This window comes from Roseateles sp., assembly GCF_036404855.1.
In the GTDB taxonomy this organism is placed as follows: Bacteria; Pseudomonadota; Gammaproteobacteria; order Burkholderiales; family Burkholderiaceae_C; genus Pelomonas.
Genome location: NZ_DASWYS010000385.1, coordinates 1 through 18,317, shown reverse-complemented (window position 1 = coordinate 18,317; position 18,317 = coordinate 1). Strand labels below are relative to the sequence as shown.

The following is an 18,317-nucleotide window of genomic DNA, read 5'->3' as shown; positions in this document are numbered from 1 at the left end:
CCGGCGGCATGCGCAGGGACACCGCGACCCACCGTGCCTCGGCCGGCCCGAGGTCCACAGTCATCGCCCGGGTCAGCACCAACCCGGGCAGGCCATCGGCTTCGATGCGGTACTGCTGCGGCGACTCGGTCGCATTCATGATTTGCAGCCGGTAGACGTTCTCCACCCAGCCGTCCTCGACGAGGCGGGCCAGCGAGGCGCGGTCCCGCACGACGTCGACGCGGAAGCCGTGCCGCGACGCCAGGCTCCACAGCAGGGCCGAGCTGACGACCAGCAGCACGCCGGTGTAGATCAGCACGCGCGGCCGCAACACGCGCCGCCAGCGCTGGACGCGATTCAGGCGCTGCTCGAGACCGTTCTCGGTGTCGAACCGGATCAGGCCGCGCGGCGTGGACATCTTGTCCATGACCCCGTTGCAGACGTCGACGCAGGCCGCGCAGCTGATGCACTCGTACTGCAGCCCGTCGCGGATGTCGATGCCGGTGGGGCACACCTGCACGCACAGGCCGCAGTCGATGCAGTCACCCAGCGGCGTGGCGCGCTCCTCGCCCTTCTTGCCGCGCTTGGCGTTGTTGCCGCGCGGCTCGCCGCGCACCGGGTCGTAGCTGACGATGAGGGTGTCGCGGTCGAACATCGCGCTCTGGAAGCGCGCATACGGGCACATGTACTTGCAGACCTGCTCGCGCATGTAGCCGGCGTTGCCATAGGTGGCGAAGCCGTAGAACAGCACCCAGAAGGTCTCCCAGGGCCCCAGCCCGAAGGCGAGCACCTCGCGGGCCAGCGTCTGGATGGGCGTGAAGTAGCCGACGAAGGTGAAGCCCGTCCACAGCCCCAGGGCGATCCAGACGACCTGCTTGCCACTCTTGCGCCAAACTTTGTCGAAGGACCAGGGTGCCTTGGCCAGGCGCAGACGCGCATTGCGGTCGCCCTCGAACCAGTGCTCCACCCGCATGAAGATCTCGGTGTAGACCGTCTGCGGACAGGCGAATCCGCACCACAGCCGTCCGGCGACGGCCGTGAACAGGAACAGACCGAAGGCCGAGATCATCAGCAGGGCCGTGAGGTACACGAAGTCCTGCGGATAGAGCACCAGGCCGAAGATGTAGAAGCGCCGCGCCTCCAGGTCGAAGAGCACGGCCTGCCGGTCGCCCCAGGCGAGCCATGGCAGGCCGTAGAACACAGCCTGGGTCAGCGCGACGATGGCCCAGCGCCAGCGGGCGTAGAAACCATCCACCGCGCGCGGATGGATCTTGTCTTCCGAACGGTAGAGCCGGATGACCTGGGTGGCATCACCCGGGCCGGACGCGGTGGGATCAGGCATCGGGAAAATCAGGGAGCTGCGGCAACACTCTGCGACTGTGACAGACCCCAGACGTAGGACGCCAGCACGCGGATCTGCTCGGGTGTCAGGCGCTCGCCGTGGGCCGGCATCACATTGTGCTTGCCGTTGTTGACCATGGCCATGACGGCGGCCTCACCCCAGCCGTGCAGCCAGATCTTGTCGCTGAGATTGGGCGCACCCAAGGCCGGGTTGCCCTGGCCGCCGGGGCCGTGGCAGGCCGCGCAGACGACGAACTTGGGCTTGCCGAGCTGGGCATACAACGCGTTGTGCGGGCTGCCGGACAGCGACAGCACGTAGTGGGCGACGTTGCGCACGTCGTCGCTGCTGCCGACCGCCGCGGCCATGGGGGGCATGTTGCCCTCGCGACCCTTGGTGATGGTCTCGGTGATGGCCTCGGGCGTACCGCCCCACAGCCAGTCACTGTCCGTCAGGTTGGGGAAGCCCTTGGAGCCCTTGGCGTCGGCGCCGTGGCACTGCGCGCAGTTGTTGGCGAACAGGCGCTCGCCGATGGCGTGGGCCTTGGGGTCCTTGGCGAGTTGCTCGGGCGACAGGTCGGTGAAGGCGGCGTAGACCGGCGCCATCGCAGCCCGCGCCTTGGCGGTGTCGGCTGCGTGCTCACCGAGGCTGGTCCAGCCCAGCTTGCCGGTCTGACTGCCCAGGCCCGGATAGAGCGCCAGGTAGATGCCGGAGAAGATCACGGTCAGCACGAACAAGCCCATCCACCAGGCTGGCAACGGGTTGTTCAGTTCGCGCAGGTCCTCGTCCCAGACGTGGCCCGTCGTGTTGTCGGCCGCCATGACCTGGCGGCGGCTCGCAATGATGAGCAGCACGCCACAGAAGACCAGGCCGCCGATGGTGGCGATGGCGATGAAGAGTGACCAGCCGCTGCTGAAGAAGTCGCTCATTGCTCACCCCCTTCAAAGGGCAGACGGGCGGCATCGTCGAAGCGGCCGCGCCAGGCCCAGGCGATGATGCCCACGAAGACGGCCAGCGACACCAGGGTCACGGCCACACGGAGTTCGTTGATGCCCATGGTGCGGGCTCCTTACTTGTTCGCGGTGCCGAGCACCTGCAGATAGGCCACCAGCGCGTCGAGCTCGGTCTTGCCCGTCACCTCCTGGGCCGAGGCCTTCACCTCGTCCTCGGTGTAGGGCACGCCCAGCATGCGCATCGCCGCCAGGCGGGCCGGCATGCCAGCCGCGTCCACCGGTGACTTCTCCAGCCACGGGTAGGCCGGCATGTTGGACTCGGGGACGAGATCCCGCGGGTTGATCAGGTGGATGCGGTGCCAGTCGTCGCTGTACTTGCCGCCCACGCGGTGCAGGTCGGGACCGGTGCGCTTGCTGCCCCACTGGAAGGGATGGTCGTAGACGAACTCACCCGCAGTGGAGTACTTGCCGTAACGCAGCGTCTCGGCGGCGAGCGGGCGGATCATCTGCGAGTGGCAGTTGTAGCAGCCTTCGCGCAGATAGATGTCGCGCCCGGCGAGCTGCAGTGGCGTGTAGGGCTTGAGGCCCGGCGCAGCCTGCGTGGTGGAGCGCTGGAAGAACAGCGGCACGATCTCGACGACGCCGCCGACCAGCACGGTCAGCAGCACCAGCACGATCATCAGCAGATTGCTGGTCTCGATGCGCTGGTGGCCGGAGACGGCTTGGGTGTTATTGCTCATGAAATCTCCTTCAGGCGTGGGCCAGCGCCGGGGCCGGGATGCGCACGGGTTGCGGTTTGCCGGCCTGCACGGTCTTGATGACGTTCCAGCTCATGACGCCCATGCCGGCGAGGTAGAGCAGACCGCCACCCAGACGGATCACGTAGAAGGGCCAGGTGGCCTTGACGCTCTCGACGAAGGTGTAGACCAGCGTGCCGTCGGGGTTGACCGCGCGCCACATCAGGCCCTGCATGACGCCAGCGATCCACATCGCGGCGATGTAGAGCACGATGCCCAGCGTCGCAATCCAGAAGTGCAGCTCGATGGCCCGCTTGGAATACATCTCCGTTCGGCCGTACATGCGCGGGATCAGGTGGTAGAGCGACCCCATGGAGATCAGCCCCACCCAGCCCAGCGCGCCACTGTGCACGTGGCCCACCGTCCAGTCGGTGTAGTGCGACAGCGCGTTGACCGTCTTGATCGACATCATCGGGCCCTCGAAGGTCGACATGCCGTAGAACGACAGGGCGACGATGAGGAACTTCAGGATGGGGTCGTCACGCAGCTTGTGCCAGGCGCCCGACAGCGTCATCACGCCGTTGATCATGCCGCCCCAGCTCGGCGCCAGCAGCACCAGACTGAAGATCATGCCGACGCTCTGCGCCCAGTCCGGCAGCGCCGTGTAGTGCAGGTGGTGGGGACCCGCCCACATGTAGGTGAAGATCAGCGCCCAGAAGTGGACGATGGACAGGCGGTAGCTGTAGACAGGACGTTCGGCCTGCTTGGGGATGTAGTAGTACATCATCCCGAGGAAGCCGGCGGTCAGGAAGAAGCCCACCGCGTTATGGCCGTACCACCACTGCACCATGGCGTCCTGCACGCCGGCATAGGCGGAGTAGCTCTTGGTGAGGCTGACCGGGATCTCGGCGCTATTGACGATGTGCAGCAGAGCCACAGCGATGATGTAGGCGCCGAAGAACCAGTTCGCCACGTAGATGTGGCGGATCTTGCGGATGCCCACGGTGCCGAAGAAGACCACCGCGTACGCCACCCAGACCACTGCGATCAGGATGTCGATGGGCCACTCGAGCTCGGCATATTCCTTGCCGGAGGTGTATCCCATGGGCAGCGACAGCGCGGCCAGAACGATGACCAGTTGCCAGCCCCAGAACGTGAACCAGGCCAGCTTGGGCAGGAAGAGCGCGGTCTGGCCAGTACGCTGCACCACGTGGTAGCTGGTCGCGAAAAGCGCGCAACCGCCGAAGGCGAAGATGACGGCGTTGGTGTGCAGCGGACGCAGGCGTCCGTAGCTCAGCCAGGGAATGCCGAGATTCAGTTCCGGCCAGGCCAGCTGTGCGGCGATGAATACGCCCACGGCCATGCCGACCACCCCCCAAAGCACGGAGGCCAGCGCAAACGCGCGTACCGGTCCGTCCTCGTATACCGCCCCGGTGGCCAGGGCTTTTTCGTTCGCCATCGCGACTCCTTCAGTCTGATGCGAACCATTCTTCGTCCCCACGCCCCTAGGGGCTTTGATCCTCGTCAAGCAGGATGCGTTCACCCTCACGGGAGAGGTCCTCGAGTTGCCCGGAGTTCACAGCCCAGCCGAACACGGCCACGATGAGCAGCACGAGCACCACCGAGAAAGGGATGAGCAAGTACAGGATGTCCATCAGCGATTCAGTCTCTGGGCGTTGAGCACCACGAACAGCGAGCTGCTGGCCATGCCGATGCCGGCGGCCAGCGGCGGCAGCCAGCCGGCCAACGCCAGCGGCACGCAGGCCAGGTTGTAGAGCGCGGACCAGGCCAGGTTCTGGCGCAGCACGCGGCGGGTCTTCTTCGCCAGCACCAGGGCTTGCGGCAGCGCCATCAGCCGGTTGGACACCAACAGCGCATCCGCGGCGTTGCGCGCGAGCATGGCACCCTGCCCCATCGCGACGCGCACGTCCGCCGCGGCCAGCACCGGCGCGTCGTTGATGCCGTCGCCCACCATCAGCACCCGCTCGCCGCGGGCTTGCCATTCGCGCAGGGCAGCCAGCTTGGACTCGGGGGTCGCACCACCGCGCCAGTCCGCGATGCCCAGGTGCTCGGCCATGCGCGCGACCGCCGCCGGCTGGTCACCCGACAGCAGGCGCACGCGCCGGCCCTGGCCCTGCAGCGCCGCGACCGCCTCGGCCGCATCGGCCCGCGGCGCCTCGGCCAGGTCCAGCCACAGCACGCAGTCGCCACTGCCGAAGCCCAGCCGCGCATCTGAGTCGGGCCGCTCGCCGACCCAGGCAGGCGCGCCCAGGCGCCACAGCCGCCCGGCCGCATCGCGGGCCTCCACGCCACGGCCCGCCACCTCGCGCACCTCGCTCCAGTCGCCGGCGCCACTGCCATCGGCCAAGGCCTGGGCATGCGGGTGGCGGGACAGGCCGGCCAGGCTGCGCGCCTTGGCCAGCAAGGCGTCGGCCTCGGCACCCTCGGCCCACCAGCGGCGCAGCTGCAGGCGCTCCTCGCTGAGCGTGCCGGTCTTGTCGAAAACGACGGTATCCACTGCGCACAGCCGCTCCAGCGCCGACAGGTCGGCCAGCAGGAGGCCGCGCCGCGCCAGGGCGCCACTGGCCGTCAGCCAGGCGGCAGGGGCTGCCAGCGTCAGCGCGCACGGGCAGGTCACGATGAGCACGGCGACTGCCACGGCAACCGCGCGCGAAGGCTCGATCCACCACCAGGCCAGGCCCGCCGCAAGCGCCAGCAGCAGCACGGTGGCCGTGAAGCCGGCCGCCACGCGATCCAGCACGCCACTGGCCAGCGGCCGCTGGCTCTGCGCCTGCTGCATCAGCCGCACGATGCCCTGGGCCGTCGTGTCGGCTCCCACGCGCTGCACGTCGACCACCAGCACGCCGTCCAGGTTCAGGCTGCCGGCCACGACCGCGTCGCCCATGCTCTTGACCACCGGCACGGACTCGCCCGTCAGCAGCGCCTCGTTGACCCAGCCCTGCCCTTCGACGATGCAGCCGTCCGCCGCGAAGGCCTCGCCCGCCGCCACGCGGATGCGGTCGCCCGGTCGCAGCGATTCGGGCGGTACGCGCTCAGATGTGCCGTCATCGCGCAGCCGCTCGGCCGCCGTCGGCAGCGCGCCGGCCACCGCCTCCAGCGCCTCGGCGGCACGATGGCGCGCCCCCAGCTCGAACCAGCGCGCCAGAAGCAGCAGCGCGATGAACATGGTCAGCGAATCGAAATAGACCTCGTGGCCTAGCGGGCCGCTCGGGTCGAACAGCGCCCCGGTGCTGGCAACGAAGGTGACCGCAATGCCAATGGCGACCGGCACGTCCATGCCGAGCCGGCGGGCGCGCAGTTGCCGCCATGCGCCGCTGAAGAAGGGGCCGGCCGAGAAGGCCATGACGGGCAGCGTCATCACCCAGCTGCCCCAGCGCAGCAACTGGTCCAGGTCGGGTGACAGCTCGCCGGCCTCGGCCACGTAGGCCGGCGTGGCCAGCATCATGACCTGCATCATCAGGAAGCCCGCGACGAACAGCCGCCACAGCGCCTGCCGGCTCTCCTGGCGGCGCAGCTCGCGCGCGGGTGCTGCGACATCAGGCACGGCCCGGTAGCCGACGGCCTGAAGCGCGGCCAGCACATCGGCCAGCGCGACGCGCGCGGGCTGCCAGCGCAGCGCCAGCCGGGCCGACGCGGCGTTGACGGTGGCGCCCTCCACGCCCGGCAACTTCAGCAGGGCGCCTTCGATGATGCCGGAGCAGGCCGCGCAATGCATGCCGGCCACCTGGAACTGCGACAGCGCAGCCCCGGCCGGGCCGTCGGGCCAGGCTGTGAAGGGGGCGAGAAGCCTGGCGTCGGCATCGGCCGCACGCAGGCCAGGGGGCGTAGCGCTCACACCGGCCATCTTGCCTGCCCGTCCAGCGGCGCGCATGACCTGAATCAAGGCGTTCACAAACTTCACCCGAAATCCCGTCCGGCGCCGGCCGGCGGGAACGCATATTGCGTCTCCCCCCGGGCCTGCAGCTTTTCAGGAGGCCCTGGTCATGTCGGATCTGTCGATACCCGTGGACGCGTCCACCACGCAGTTCTCCCACGTCAAGCCCGGGGACACGCCCTGGCGCAGCGACGGCCTGAGAGACTTTTTCCTCTACCGCGACCTCGGCGTGGCCGCTGCCACCGGCGGCCGCGTCATCGCGCACCTTGTGAAGGCGAACATGGCCCCTGAAAGGGGCACGGGATGGCACCGCCATGAGGCGGAGTTCCAGATCGTGCTGATGACCAAGGGCTGGGCCAAGTTCATGTACGGCGACCAGGTGACGCTGGTGGAGGCCGGCGACTGCGTGCACCAACGCCCCGGCATCGTCCACTACTTGTTCGACTACTCGCCGGACATGGAGTACCTGGAGATCGTGTCGCCCGCCAACTTCGGGACGGTGGACATGCCGGCGCCCTGCGAGGTCCCGGCCCCCTCTTCCTGGGCCTGATCAGAAGTCCATGTCCAGTTGCTCGATCTCGTCCGGTTCCAGCCGGGCGTCGGCCGCCCACGCCTGCAGCTCGGGCATGGCGGCGATGGTCTGGCAGTACGCCAGGCAGGCCGGGTTCAGCGGCACGTCGTAGGTCAGGAAGCGCGTGACCACCGGCGCGAAGATCGCGTCGGCCGCGCCGCGCCGGGCACCGAACAGGTAAGGCCCGCCATAGCGCGCGAGGCATTCGGTCCAGATCTCTTCGATGCGCTCGATGTCGGGGCGGGCGCCGGCCCAGATCCGGTGACGCGGGAAATGGCCCTTGAGGTTCATGGGTAGCGAGGCGCGCAGGTTGGCGAAGCCCGAGTTCATCTCGCCGCAGACGGCGCGGGCATGGGCGCGGGCCACGCGATCGGCCGGCCACAGTCCGGCATTGGGGAAGCTCTCGGCCAGGTACTCGGCGATGGCCAGTGTGTTCCACACCGTCACGCCTTCGTGGCGCAGGCAGGGCACGCGGATAGACGGCGCCAGCAGCAGCAGTTCCCTGCGCGCGTCCTCATCGTCCGGCGGCAGCATCAGTTCCTCGAAGTCCAGGCCGGCGAAGCGGGCCAGCAGCCAGCCCCGCAACGACCAGGACGAGTAGTTCTTGCTGCTCAGGGTCAGCGTGGCGGCCGGCGCGGGAGTGGCCTTGGGCTGGCGCGCCGGCGCGGCTTTGGCCCGCCTGCGGGCGGCGGGCTTGGGCGGCGTGGCAACGGGCATGGTCCTCTCCTTGACGGTCTGGATGAGGCCAGCGACGCAAGGCCCATGCCATGCTGGCGCGCTCCTTGCGTCGCTCTGTCCACCCCGGCCTTGCAGGAGATGCCGTGTACCCCGCCTACCAGGCCCATGTCGATCTGATGTGGCCGCTGCGTGCCGCGACGCGTCTGTCCCTGCCCCTGCTGCAGCAACCCGGCGTCGTCAACGCCAGCTGGCTGCCGGCCCGCCAGCTGGCGGCGGCCGGCCAGCTCTTCGAGCTGGCCCAGATCACCCATTCCCGACCGCCGTGGCGCATCGGCGAGATCGTGAACGGCGACGAGCGCTGGCCCGTCACCGAGGAGACTGCCTTGACGACTCCTTTCGCCACGCTGCTGCGCTTTCGCAAGGAGGGCGCGCCGGCTGGACCCAAGGTGCTGGTGGTGGCGCCCATGTCCGGCCACTTCGCCACGCTGCTGCGCGACACGGTGCGCACGCTGCTGCAGGACCACGACGTCTATGTCACGGACTGGCACAACGTGCGCGACGTGCCACTGGCCGCCGGCCGCTTCGGGCTGGACGAGTACACGGCGCACCTGATGGATTTCCTGGCCGCCATCGGCCCGCAGGCCCATATGGTGGCCGTCTGCCAGCCATGCGTCAGCGCACTGGCGGCAGTGGCGCTGATGGCCGAGGAGGACCACCCTGCCACGCCCGCCAGCCTGACTCTGATGGCCGGCCCCATCGACTGCCGCGTCAGTCCCACGGCGGTCAACGAGCTGGCCACCAGCAAGCCCATCAGCTGGTTCAGGAAGAACCTCATCAGCCACGTACCCTGGCAGCACATGGGCGCCGGCCGGCGCGTCTATCCGGGCTTCGTACAGCTGTCCGCCTTCATGAGCATGAACAAGGACAGGCACGCCAACGCCTTCAAGGACTACTACAAGCACCTCGTCGCCGATGAGTTCGACAGGGCCGAGGTCACGCGCATGTTCTACGAGGAATACCTGGCCGTGGCTGACCTCGCGGCCGAGTTCTACCTGGAGACGGTCGAACGCGTGTTCCAGACCCATGACCTGCCGCGCGGCGAGTTGCGCTTCAGGGGCCGCCGCGTGAACCCGGCGGCCATCCGCCGCACGGCACTGCTGACCGTGGAGGGCGAACGCGACGACATCTGCTCGGTCGGCCAGACGCTGGCCGCGCAGGACCTGGCTTCCAATCTGAAGGCCTACATGCGCACCCACTACATCCAGCCCAACGTGGGCCACTATGGCGTGTTCAGCGGCCGGCGCTGGCAGCACCAGGTCTATCCGCTGGTGCGGCATGTGATCCAGGTGTCTCAATAGTCCCCTCGGCCGGTCGCGCTGCACCCGCGCAAAGCACCCGGCGATCGGGCTGCCCACGAAACGGACTCTGCCGGGCGCGAGATCCCAGACCTCCGGGCCGCCAAACGGCGAAGGCCCAGCGCCGTTGCATGCAACGAGGCCGGGCCTTTCGGCTCTCCTGGGGAGAGAAAGCCACCTGGGCTATTGACGCAGAAAGACGCTTCGTTCCCTCTGGCGCATCAGCCGGAGCGACGCGTCAACAGCGTTTCGCTCAGGCGAAGTTGGCTTCAGCGAACTGCCAGTTCACGAGGTTGCCGAGGAAGGTCTCGACGAACTTGGGGCGCAGGTTGCGGTAGTCGATGTAGTAGGCGTGTTCCCACACGTCGACGGTCAGCAGGGCTTTGTCGGCCGTGGTCAGCGGCGTGCCAGCGGCACCGGTGTTGACGATGTCGACCGTGCCGTCAGGCTTCTTGACCAGCCAGGTCCAGCCCGAGCCGAAGTTGCCCACGGCGCTCTTCACGAAGGCTTCCTTGAAGGCGGCATAGCTGCCCCACTTGGCGTTGATGGCCGCGGCCAGCGCACCGCTGGGCTCACCGCCGCCCTGCGGCTTCATGCAGTTCCAGAAGAACGTGTGGTTCCAGATCTGGGCGGAGTTGTTGTAGATGCCGCCGGAGCTCTTCTTGATGATCTCCTCGAGCGTCATCGATTCGAACTCGGTGCCCTTTTGCAGGTTGTTGAGGTTCACAACGTAAGCGTTGTGGTGCTTGCCGTGGTGGAACTCCAGCGTTTCCTTGCTGTAGTGCGGAGCCAGCGAGTCGATGGGATAGGGCAGCGGGGGCAGCGTGTGTTCCATGGTGTGAACCTCAGAGTGTTGGGGGGAAAGGAAACGCGGCGGATTGTAGGGAGCGCCAATCACCCTTGCGGCAAAGGCCGTACCCGCAGGACCTGCATGTCGGCGGCACCGTCGGCCAGCACCGTGCGCAGCTCGCGCCCGGGCTGCAGGGCCTGCACGGACGTGATCGCACCGCCCTGCCCGTCATCCAGCCAGGCGTACCCCCGCGCAAGGACGTGCTGGGGGTCCAGGGCCTTCAAGCGGGCCTCCAGCGCGTCGAGCCGGGTCCGCTGGCGAGCCAGGATGTCGCGGTGGGCGCGCTCGTGACGCTGCTCAAGGTGGCTCAGCCGCTGACCTTGCATTTCAACGCGGCGCCGCGGCGCCGCGGCAGCTCGCTGGGCCAGCAGTTCAAGCAGCCGGCGCTGGCGGGCCAGCGCGTCGCTGGGCCGGGACAGGCGCAGCGCCAGGCGGTCCAGGCGCTGGGCCAGCGTCTGCAGGCGGTGGTCGGTGCGCAGCATCAGGCCGCGCTCCAGGCCGGCGAGCTGCAACAGCAGCGCTTCGCGCCCCGGCGCCGCCAGCTCGGCGGCGGCGGTGGGCGTGGGTGCGCGCAGGTCGGCAGCCAGGTCGCACAGCGTCACGTCGGTCTCATGGCCGACTCCGCAGACCACCGGCAGCGCCGACGACGCCACGGCGCGCACGACGCGTTCATCGTTGAACGCCCAGAGATCCTCCAGCGAGCCGCCACCGCGCACCAGCAGCAGCACGTCCACCTCGGCCCGCGCATTGGCCGTCTGCAAGGCCCGCACGAGGGCCGGCGGCGCCTCCACGCCTTGCACGGGGCTCGGGTAGACGACCACCTCGACCTGGGGGGCACGCCGCGCCAACGCGGTCAGCACGTCGTGCAGGGCCGCGCCGGCCGCCGACGTGACGACGCCGATGCGCCGCGGGTGGCTGGGCAGGGCGCGCTTGGCCTCGGCGTCGAACAGGCCTTCGGCCGCCAGCCGCGCGCGCAGCTTCAGGAACTGCTCGTACAGCGTACCGGCACCGGCCCGGCGCATGGCCTCGACGACGAATTGCAGTTCGCCGCGGGGCTCATAGACGGCCACGCGGCCTCGCAGTTCGACCCGCAGGCCCTCCCCCGGAGCGAAGTCCAGCAGGGCCGCCGCGCGGCGGAACATCGCGCAGCGCAGGCTGGCAGCCTGGCCGTCGGCATCTTTCAGGCCGAAATAGCAGTGGCCGCTGGCGGCGCGCGTGAAGCCGCTGATCTCACCGCCCACGACGACGACCGAGAAGCGCTCGGCCAGGCTCTGGCTCACCGCCTCCAGCAGGCCCGCCACGCCCCAGACACGTCGGCCCGATGCGGCTTCGCGAGGCTCAATCACGCGCAAACCCAATGCCGGCGCGGGCCGGGAAGTCCACAGCCGCGCTGGCACTGGGCTGGCGGGCGATTCCGGTCCATCGCGCCTGTCACGGCGCCGTCATGAGCACATAAGGCCTTGTTTTTCAATTCGAATTCCGCTGCTCAAACTTGAGGCAAGTTGTCCAAGGCCTTGATTTGACGGCCTCTGCCGCCCCCGACCCCGACCTTGCCCACAAAGTTGTCCACAGCAACGGTGGATTGTGAGGAGGCTGACCTGGGGTTTGGGACTGGACTGGGGCCGGCAAGCCTGGGGCCATAATCCCGCGCACTTTCCCGGCCGGTCGACGGCCGTTTTTGCGGCCGGCCAGCGGCCGCCTTCTCGACGGGGACGACCTTGTTTTCGATCATACAAGCCGCCGGTTGGCCGATCTGGCCCTTGCTCCTGTGCTCCGTGGTGGCCCTGGCCCTGATCATCGAGCGGCTGTCCAGCCTGCGCGCCAGCCGCATCATGCCGCCACGGCTGCTGGACGACGTGCTCAACGTCAGCGCCCAGCAACTGCCGGCACCCGACATGGTTGACCGCCTGGCCGAGAACTCCATCCTGGGCGAGGTGCTGGCCTCCGGCCTGCGCGCCGTGACGGCCGAGCCGCAAATGCCCGAGAGCAAGCTGCGCCAGGTGTTCGAGTTCGCCGGCCGCCGCGCCGTGCACCAGCTCGAGCGCTACATGAACACGCTAGGCACCATTGCCACGGCCGCGCCGCTGCTGGGCCTGATGGGCACGGTGGTGGGCATGATCGAGATCTTCGGCAGCCAGACGCCCGGCGGCGGCAACCCCGCCCAGTTGGCGCACGGCATCTCCATCGCGCTCTACAACACCGCCTTCGGCCTGATGATCGCCATCCCGGCACTGATCGCCCATCGCTACTTCCGCGGCCGGATCGAGGAGTACGTGCTGGAGCTCGAAGCTGCCGCCGACCGCCTGCTGGGCCAACTGCGCCGCTACACGGCCTGACCGCCAAGGATTGCGAGCCATGCGCTTCCGTCCCCCGCACAGCGAGCCGCCGGAGATCAACCTGATCCCCTTCATCGACGTGCTGCTGGTGATCCTGATCTTCCTGATGCTCTCGACGACCTATTCCAAGTTCACCGAGCTGCAGATCACCCTGCCCTCGGCCGACGCGGAGAAGCTCAAAGACCGACCGCAGGAGGTCATCGTCGGCATCGCCGCCGACGGTCGCTTCGTCGTCAACCGCCAGGCCGTGGAAGGCCGCTCGGTGGACATCCTGGTCGGTGCGCTGCGCCAGGCTTCGGGCGGCAACGCGGAGGCGTCGCTGATCATCTCCGCCGACGCCGCCACGCCTCATCAGGCCGTCATCAACGTGATGGACGCCGCGCGCCGCGTCGGCCTGACGCGTGTCACCTTCGCCGCGCAGACCGACGCTCGCTGACCGACTGCAGCAGCAGTGGCTCACCGGCGGACCGCTGTCCGCCGCGCTGCTGCCGCTGAGCGGCCTGTACCGGGTGCTGCTGGCGCTGCGCGCCTTCGCCTACCGCACCGGCCTCAAAAGCGTCGCGACGCTGCCCGTGCCGGTCGTTGTCGTCGGCAACTGGATCGTCGGTGGCGCCGGCAAGACCCCCACCACGCTGGCCTTGCTGGCGCTGCTGCGCGAGCGCGGCCTGCGCGTCGGTGTCGTCTCGCGCGGCTATGGGCGTGACGGCGACGGCGTGCGCCTCGTCACGCGGGTGTCGACGGCGCGCGAGGTGGGCGACGAGCCGCTGCTCATTCACCTGCGCAGCGGTGCGCCGGTGGCCGTCGGCCGTGACCGCGTCGCCGCGGCACGCGCGCTGCTGGCCGCCGAACCTGGGCTGCAACTGCTGGTCAGTGACGACGGCCTGCAGCACTGGCGACTGCCGCGCGCCTTGAGCCTGCTGGTTTTCGACGAACGCGGGCTGGGCAACAGCCGGGTGCTGCCCGCCGGGCCGCTGCGCCAGCCGCCGCAGGCGCTGTCGGCGGACCAGCTCGTCGTCTACAACGCGCCACGGGCCAGCACCACGCTGCCCGGCTTCGTCGCCGAACGCCGGCTGGCCGGGGCCGTGTCGCTCGCCGACTGGTGGGCCGGCCGGCCGGCCCGCATGGACACGCTGATGGCGCTGCGCGGCAAGCCTGGCCTGCTGGCGGTCGCCGGCGTCGCCCGGCCGCAGCGCTTCTTCGACATGCTGGCCGGCCTGGGCCTCGACTTCGACGCCCGGGCCCTGCCCGACCACGCCGACTTCGCCGAACTGCCCTGGCCGGCCGACGCCGCCGGCATACTGCTTACCGAGAAGGACGCCGTGAAGCTGCCGCCAGCACGGGTCGGCGCCATGCCCGTCTGGGTCGTGGCGCTAGACTTCGCGCCCGGTGCCGGCTTCGCCGCCGCGCTGGACGAACAACTGCAAAAACTCTTCGCGCCCGCCTGATGGATCACCGCCTCATCGAAATGCTGGTCTGCCCGCTTTGCAAGGGGCCGCTGACACTGCTGCGCGAGGGCGCCGGCCTGGAACTGCCGGCGCTGGGCTGCCGCGCCGACCGCCTCGCCTTTCCCATCCGCGACGGCATCCCACTGATGCTGGAGAACGAAGCCAAGCCTTGGGACCCCGACACCGCCAGCGCCCCTGCCCCCCTCAGGCCGCTGGCACCGTGAGCTACACGGTCATCATCCCGGCGCGTCTGGCGTCGACCCGCCTGCCGAACAAGCCACTGGCCGACATCGCGGGCCTGCCCATGATCGTGCGCGTAGCGCGCCGGGCGGCAGAGTCGGGCGCGGGTCGGGTCGTCGTCGCCACCGATGCGCCCGAGGTCGCCGCCGCCTGCGCAGTGCATGGCGTGCAGGCGCTGATGACGCGGGCCGACCATCCCTCTGGCAGCGACCGGCTGGCCGAGGCCGTCGAGCAACTGGGGCTCGCGGACGACGCCACCGTCGTCAACGTGCAGGGCGACGAGCCGCTGATCGCGCCGGCCATGATCGACGCCTGCGCCGCCACGCTGGCCGCCCAGCCCGACTGCGTGATGGCCACCGTCGCACATGCGCTGACCGATCCTTCCGAGTTCGCGAACCCCAACGTCGTCAAGCTCGTCACCGACAAGGTCGGGCGGGCGCTGTATTTCTCGCGTGCGCCCATCGCCTGGTGGCGCGACGGCGCCGGCCAGCCCAACCAGGCGCTGCGCCATGTGGGCCTCTACGCCTACCGTGCCGGCTTTCTGCGCCGCTTCCCCACGCTGGCCGTCAGCCCGCTGGAGCAGATCGAGTCGCTGGAGCAGCTGCGCGTGCTCTGGCATGGCGAACGCATCGCGGTGCATGTCAGTGCCGAGCGGCCGGGGCCGGGCGTCGACACACCCGAGGATCTGGAACGCGTCAGGCGGCTGTTGCAGGCCTGATCCACGGGCCGCAGCGTCAGGCCCGCGAAAGTCCGCATGCGATACTTGACCGCTGAGCTGAGGTGGGGTTTTTAACGGCACCACTTCATGCACGAATAGGACGAGGAGACCCATGCGACTGATCCTTCTTGGCGCCCCTGGCGCCGGCAAAGGCACCCAAGCTGCCTTCATCTGCAAGCAATTCGGCATTCCGCAGATCTCCACCGGCGACATGCTGCGCGCCGCCATCAAGGCCGGCACGCCGCTGGGCCTGGCCGCCAAGGCCGTCATGGATTCGGGCGCCCTGGTCAGCGACGACATCATCATTGGCCTCGTCAAGGAACGCATTGCGCAGGCCGACTGTGCCAAGGGCTTCCTGTTTGATGGCTTCCCCCGGACCATCCCGCAGGCCGACGCGATGAAGGCCGCTGGCGTGAAGCTGGACTATGTGCTGGAGATCGACGTGCCCTTCGACGCCATCATCGAGCGCATGAGCGGCCGCCGCGTGCACGTGGCCTCGGGCCGCACCTACCACGTCAAGTTCAACCCGCCCAAGGTCGCCGGCAAGGATGACGAAACCGGCGAGGAACTGATCCAGCGCGAGGATGACAAGGAAGAGACCGTGCGCAAGCGTCTGGACGTCTACCAGGCCCAGACACGCCCGCTGGTCGACTACTACTCGCAATGGGCCGCGACGGGCGACGCCAGCGCGCCCAAGTACCGCCGCATCGAGGGCGTGGGCTCGGTGGACGACATCATGAAGAAGGCCCTGGCGGCGCTGAGCTGAAGCCAGCGTCCCGGACAACCAAGCCGCGCCCCGCCGCGGCTTTTTTGTCGGCCACAATTGACGTTTACGTCAACCAATCAACCCAGGAGATCCTCATCATGGAAATCGCAGGCAAGGTGTTCATCGTCACCGGCGGCGCCTCGGGCCTCGGCGAAGGCACGGCTCGCATGCTGGCCGCCCACGGCGCCAAGGTCGTCGTCGCCGACCTTCAAGCCGAACGCGGCCAGGCCGTCGCGGCCGAGATCGGCGGCGTCTTCGTCAAGTGCGACGTCAGCCAGGAAGCGGACGGCCAGTCGGTCGTGGCCGCCGCGACGGGCCTCGGCAAGCTGGTGGGTCTGGTCAACTGCGCTGGTATCGCGCCCGCCATCAAGACGGTCGGCAAGGACGGTGCTCACCCGCTGGCGGCCTTCAGCAAGACCATCACGGTCAACCTGATCGGCAGTTTCAACATGATCCGCCTCGCCGCCGAGGCGATGGCCAGGAACGAGCCCGAATCGACCGGCGAGCGCGGGGTGTTGATCTCGACGGCCTCGGTCGCGGCCTACGACGGCCAGATCGGCCAAGCGGCCTACGCGGCCTCCAAGGGCGGCGTGGTCGGCATGACGCTGCCCATCGCGCGCGATCTGGCCCGCAACGGCATCCGCAACATGACCATCGCACCCGGCATCTTCGGCACGCCCATGCTGTTCGGGATGCCACAGGAGGTGCAGGATGCGCTGGCCGCCAGCGTGCCCTTCCCCAGCCGCCTGGGCAAGCCTGAGGACTACGCCAAGCTCGTGCACCAGATCGTCACCAACGACATGCTCAACGGCGAGGTGATCCGCCTGGACGGCGCCATCCGCCTGGCACCCAAGTGATGCCCGCATCGGCATAAAAAAAAGCCTGGTGCTCTCGCCCAGGCTTTTTTGTTGCGCGGCGGGTGCCGCGCCGATCAGCGCTTGGCCGAACGCGACTGGATGATCCAGAGGCGGGCCAGGTCGGCAGCACCGTCGGTGCCCTTGACGCTACGCCAGGCCGCCTGGGCCTTGGCGGACTCGCCAGCCACCATGTGGGCGATGCCGAGGTAGAGCTTGGCATCCTCGGGGCGCTTCAGATTGCCCTTGGCAATGCCCTGCTCGATCTGCTCGATCCCCTTCTTGGCGTTGCCGCCGAAGGCGTTGGCCAGACCCAGCGACACGAAGGCGTTGCCATCCTTGGCATCGTTGGCGGCCTTCTCGCTGGCCACAGCAGAAGCCTTGGCCTCGCCGATCTTCTTGACCATCAGGTCGGCCAGGCGCTTGTGGCGGGCACCTTCGGCACCTTGACCCAGCACGCCCGCGGCGAACCCCTTGTCGACGACCTGCTTGCCTTCTTCCGGATAGCCGGCCTGAGCGGCCAGCTGCGCCATCTCCATGTAGTCCTCGGCACCACGCGACATGTTGCCGGTCGCCAGGCGCAGGCGGTAGAGGTCCAGTTGGAAGCGGTTGCTGTCGAAGCTCTTCTTCTGCGGCAGGCCACCCAGGATCTGCGCCCACAGCTTGGGATCGGGATAGAAGTTCAGCAACTTCTCGGTCGCGACGGCCTCGGCATTCGCGTCGCCCTTCTTCTGGGCCGCAAACAGCAGCAGGTTGAGCTTGTCTTTGGACGGCGCACGGCCGGCGCGCTCGTCGGCTGCGATCTCGTCGAGCGTGTCCTTGATGGTGGCCGTCATGTCGCCAGACAGGAACTGCGCGTTCTGCTGCACCTGCTTCATCGTCGGGCTGTTGCCGCCCTCCTTGAAGTAGCGCTGCGCCCAGTTCAGGGCCTTGGCGTTGTCGCGGGTGCGCAGGTACGTGCCAGCGATGGCTTCCATGTATTGCAGCTGCTGAGCCTGCGACAGCTTGCCGGCGCCCTTCAGCACATCGAAGGAGCGGGCCATCGTGTCGGGCTCGTTCGCGCCCATCGCGGCGGAGAAGCGCACGCCTTCGATCGCATTGTTCTCGCCCGCGGTACGGCCACCCACGGCCTCGGCCTCGCGCAGCTTGGCCAGGGCTTCCTTGTACTTGCCAGCCTTGACGAACTTGCTGGCCTCGGTCAGCGGCGTGCCGACTTCCTTGCGGACGCTGTCCTGGGCGGCAGCCTGGCTGAAGCCGAACTCGGCGCCGGGCGCGCCGTTCAGGGTCAGGGCCAGGGCGCCAACGGCGACAGCCACCATGGTTTTCAAAGTCTTCAACTTGCTCTCCTGCAAAGCAAAAACGCGCCGCCCTTTCGGGCAGCGCGCATCACAGTATCGGTGTCTGCGGTCCCGAGGTCACGTCACTTGACGTATTGCTCGTTACCGACCATGCCCATCTTCTTCACGCTGTTGCGTTGGGCCGAGGCCATCACGGCAGCGACAACACCATAGTCCACCAGCTTGTTCGGCTTGATGTGGATCTCCGGCTGCTCGCTGACGGACAAGGCACCGATCTCCTGCATCTTGGCGTTCACCGCGTCC

Annotated in this window: 20 protein-coding genes and 1 pseudogene; 9 read left to right on the top strand and 12 right to left on the bottom strand. The window is 68.5% G+C overall.

Features of this window, described 5'->3' with window-relative positions:
• The 7 genes from ccoG to VGF12_RS26000 all read right to left on the bottom strand — a co-directional run.
• On the bottom strand, positions 1-1,321 hold a 1,321-nt coding region (gene ccoG, locus VGF12_RS26030; protein WP_331178959.1), incomplete at its 3' end, for a cytochrome c oxidase accessory protein CcoG.
• Between the two features lie 8 nt (positions 1,322-1,329).
• Entirely contained in the window at positions 1,330-2,247 is a 918-nt protein-coding gene (gene ccoP / locus VGF12_RS26025) for a cytochrome-c oxidase, cbb3-type subunit III (RefSeq protein ID WP_331178958.1), read from the bottom strand.
• Positions 2,244-2,375, bottom strand: a complete 132-nt coding sequence (locus tag VGF12_RS26020; protein ID WP_331178957.1) for a cbb3-type cytochrome c oxidase subunit 3 — start codon at positions 2,373-2,375, stop codon at positions 2,244-2,246. The genes ccoP and VGF12_RS26020 overlap by 4 nt, the downstream gene beginning before the upstream one ends.
• A gap of 12 nt (positions 2,376-2,387) precedes the next feature.
• Positions 2,388-3,011 (bottom strand): cytochrome-c oxidase, cbb3-type subunit II, encoded by a 624-nt coding sequence (ccoO, locus tag VGF12_RS26015; protein WP_331178956.1) that lies wholly within the window; start codon positions 3,009-3,011, stop codon positions 2,388-2,390.
• A gap of 10 nt (positions 3,012-3,021) precedes the next feature.
• A complete protein-coding gene (gene ccoN / locus VGF12_RS26010; RefSeq protein WP_331178955.1) occupies positions 3,022-4,467 on the bottom strand; it encodes a cytochrome-c oxidase, cbb3-type subunit I in 1,446 nt (481 codons plus the stop codon).
• Between the two features lie 46 nt (positions 4,468-4,513).
• A complete protein-coding gene (ccoS, locus tag VGF12_RS26005; RefSeq protein WP_331178954.1) occupies positions 4,514-4,663 on the bottom strand; it encodes a cbb3-type cytochrome oxidase assembly protein CcoS in 150 nt (49 codons plus the stop codon).
• Complete coding sequence (locus VGF12_RS26000) at positions 4,663-6,930, bottom strand: cation-translocating P-type ATPase (protein WP_331178953.1); 2,268 nt, start codon at positions 6,928-6,930, stop codon at positions 4,663-4,665. The genes ccoS and VGF12_RS26000 overlap by 1 nt, the downstream gene beginning before the upstream one ends.
• Positions 6,931-7,012: 82 nt before the next feature.
• On the opposite strand from VGF12_RS26000, the gene VGF12_RS25995 reads away from it, so the two are divergent.
• Positions 7,013-7,453, top strand: coding sequence for a cupin domain-containing protein (locus VGF12_RS25995; RefSeq protein ID WP_331178952.1), 441 nt, complete (start codon positions 7,013-7,015; stop codon positions 7,451-7,453).
• On the opposite strand, the gene VGF12_RS25990 is transcribed toward VGF12_RS25995, so the two are convergent.
• Positions 7,454-8,191: a glutathione S-transferase family protein gene (locus VGF12_RS25990; protein ID WP_331178951.1), complete on the bottom strand. Its 738-nt coding sequence runs from the start codon at positions 8,189-8,191 to the stop codon at positions 7,454-7,456.
• A gap of 104 nt (positions 8,192-8,295) precedes the next feature.
• Between VGF12_RS25990 and VGF12_RS25985 the strand changes: the two genes are divergently transcribed.
• Positions 8,296-9,510: a polyhydroxyalkanoate depolymerase gene (locus VGF12_RS25985; RefSeq protein WP_331178950.1), complete on the top strand. Its 1,215-nt coding sequence runs from the start codon at positions 8,296-8,298 to the stop codon at positions 9,508-9,510.
• A gap of 250 nt (positions 9,511-9,760) precedes the next feature.
• On the opposite strand, the gene VGF12_RS25980 is transcribed toward VGF12_RS25985, so the two are convergent.
• Both VGF12_RS25980 and xseA read right to left on the bottom strand, forming a co-directional pair.
• Positions 9,761-10,342, bottom strand: coding sequence for a superoxide dismutase (locus tag VGF12_RS25980; protein WP_331178949.1), 582 nt, complete (start codon positions 10,340-10,342; stop codon positions 9,761-9,763).
• A 59-nt stretch (positions 10,343-10,401) separates the two neighbouring features.
• Positions 10,402-11,703, bottom strand: coding sequence for an exodeoxyribonuclease VII large subunit (xseA, locus tag VGF12_RS25975; protein ID WP_331178948.1), 1,302 nt, complete (start codon positions 11,701-11,703; stop codon positions 10,402-10,404).
• A 372-nt stretch (positions 11,704-12,075) separates the two neighbouring features.
• Between xseA and VGF12_RS25970 the strand changes: the two genes are divergently transcribed.
• From VGF12_RS25970 to VGF12_RS25940, 7 genes are all read left to right on the top strand, one after another.
• Complete coding sequence (locus VGF12_RS25970; protein ID WP_331178947.1) at positions 12,076-12,693, top strand: MotA/TolQ/ExbB proton channel family protein; 618 nt, start codon at positions 12,076-12,078, stop codon at positions 12,691-12,693.
• A gap of 19 nt (positions 12,694-12,712) precedes the next feature.
• Positions 12,713-13,129 (top strand): biopolymer transporter ExbD, encoded by a 417-nt coding sequence (locus VGF12_RS25965; RefSeq protein WP_331178946.1) that lies wholly within the window; start codon positions 12,713-12,715, stop codon positions 13,127-13,129.
• On the top strand, positions 13,095-14,138 hold the full coding sequence (gene lpxK, locus VGF12_RS25960; RefSeq protein WP_331178945.1) for a tetraacyldisaccharide 4'-kinase: 1,044 nt from the start codon (positions 13,095-13,097) through the stop codon (positions 14,136-14,138). Before VGF12_RS25965 ends, lpxK begins: the two co-directional genes overlap by 35 nt.
• Positions 14,138-14,362 carry a Trm112 family protein gene (locus VGF12_RS25955; protein ID WP_331178944.1) on the top strand — a complete coding sequence of 75 codons (225 nt, stop codon included), beginning with the start codon at positions 14,138-14,140 and terminating at the stop codon, positions 14,360-14,362. The genes lpxK and VGF12_RS25955 overlap by 1 nt, the downstream gene beginning before the upstream one ends.
• Positions 14,359-15,096, top strand: a complete 738-nt coding sequence (gene kdsB / locus VGF12_RS25950; protein ID WP_331178943.1) for a 3-deoxy-manno-octulosonate cytidylyltransferase — start codon at positions 14,359-14,361, stop codon at positions 15,094-15,096. Before VGF12_RS25955 ends, kdsB begins: the two co-directional genes overlap by 4 nt.
• Before the next feature lie 112 nt (positions 15,097-15,208).
• The gene (gene adk / locus VGF12_RS25945; protein ID WP_331178942.1) at positions 15,209-15,862 is read left to right on the top strand and encodes an adenylate kinase; all 654 of its coding nucleotides are present in this window, start codon (positions 15,209-15,211) and stop codon (positions 15,860-15,862) included.
• A 98-nt stretch (positions 15,863-15,960) separates the two neighbouring features.
• Positions 15,961-16,719: a 3-hydroxyacyl-CoA dehydrogenase gene (locus VGF12_RS25940; protein WP_331178941.1), complete on the top strand. Its 759-nt coding sequence runs from the start codon at positions 15,961-15,963 to the stop codon at positions 16,717-16,719.
• Between the two features lie 74 nt (positions 16,720-16,793).
• On the opposite strand, the gene VGF12_RS25935 is transcribed toward VGF12_RS25940, so the two are convergent.
• Together VGF12_RS25935 and VGF12_RS25930 are read right to left on the bottom strand one after the other, a co-directional pair.
• Positions 16,794-18,053, bottom strand: coding sequence for a hypothetical protein (locus VGF12_RS25935; protein ID WP_331178940.1), 1,260 nt, complete (start codon positions 18,051-18,053; stop codon positions 16,794-16,796).
• An 83-nt stretch (positions 18,054-18,136) separates the two neighbouring features.
• Positions 18,137-18,317: pseudogene (locus tag VGF12_RS25930) on the bottom strand (biopolymer transporter ExbD); the annotation flags it as partial.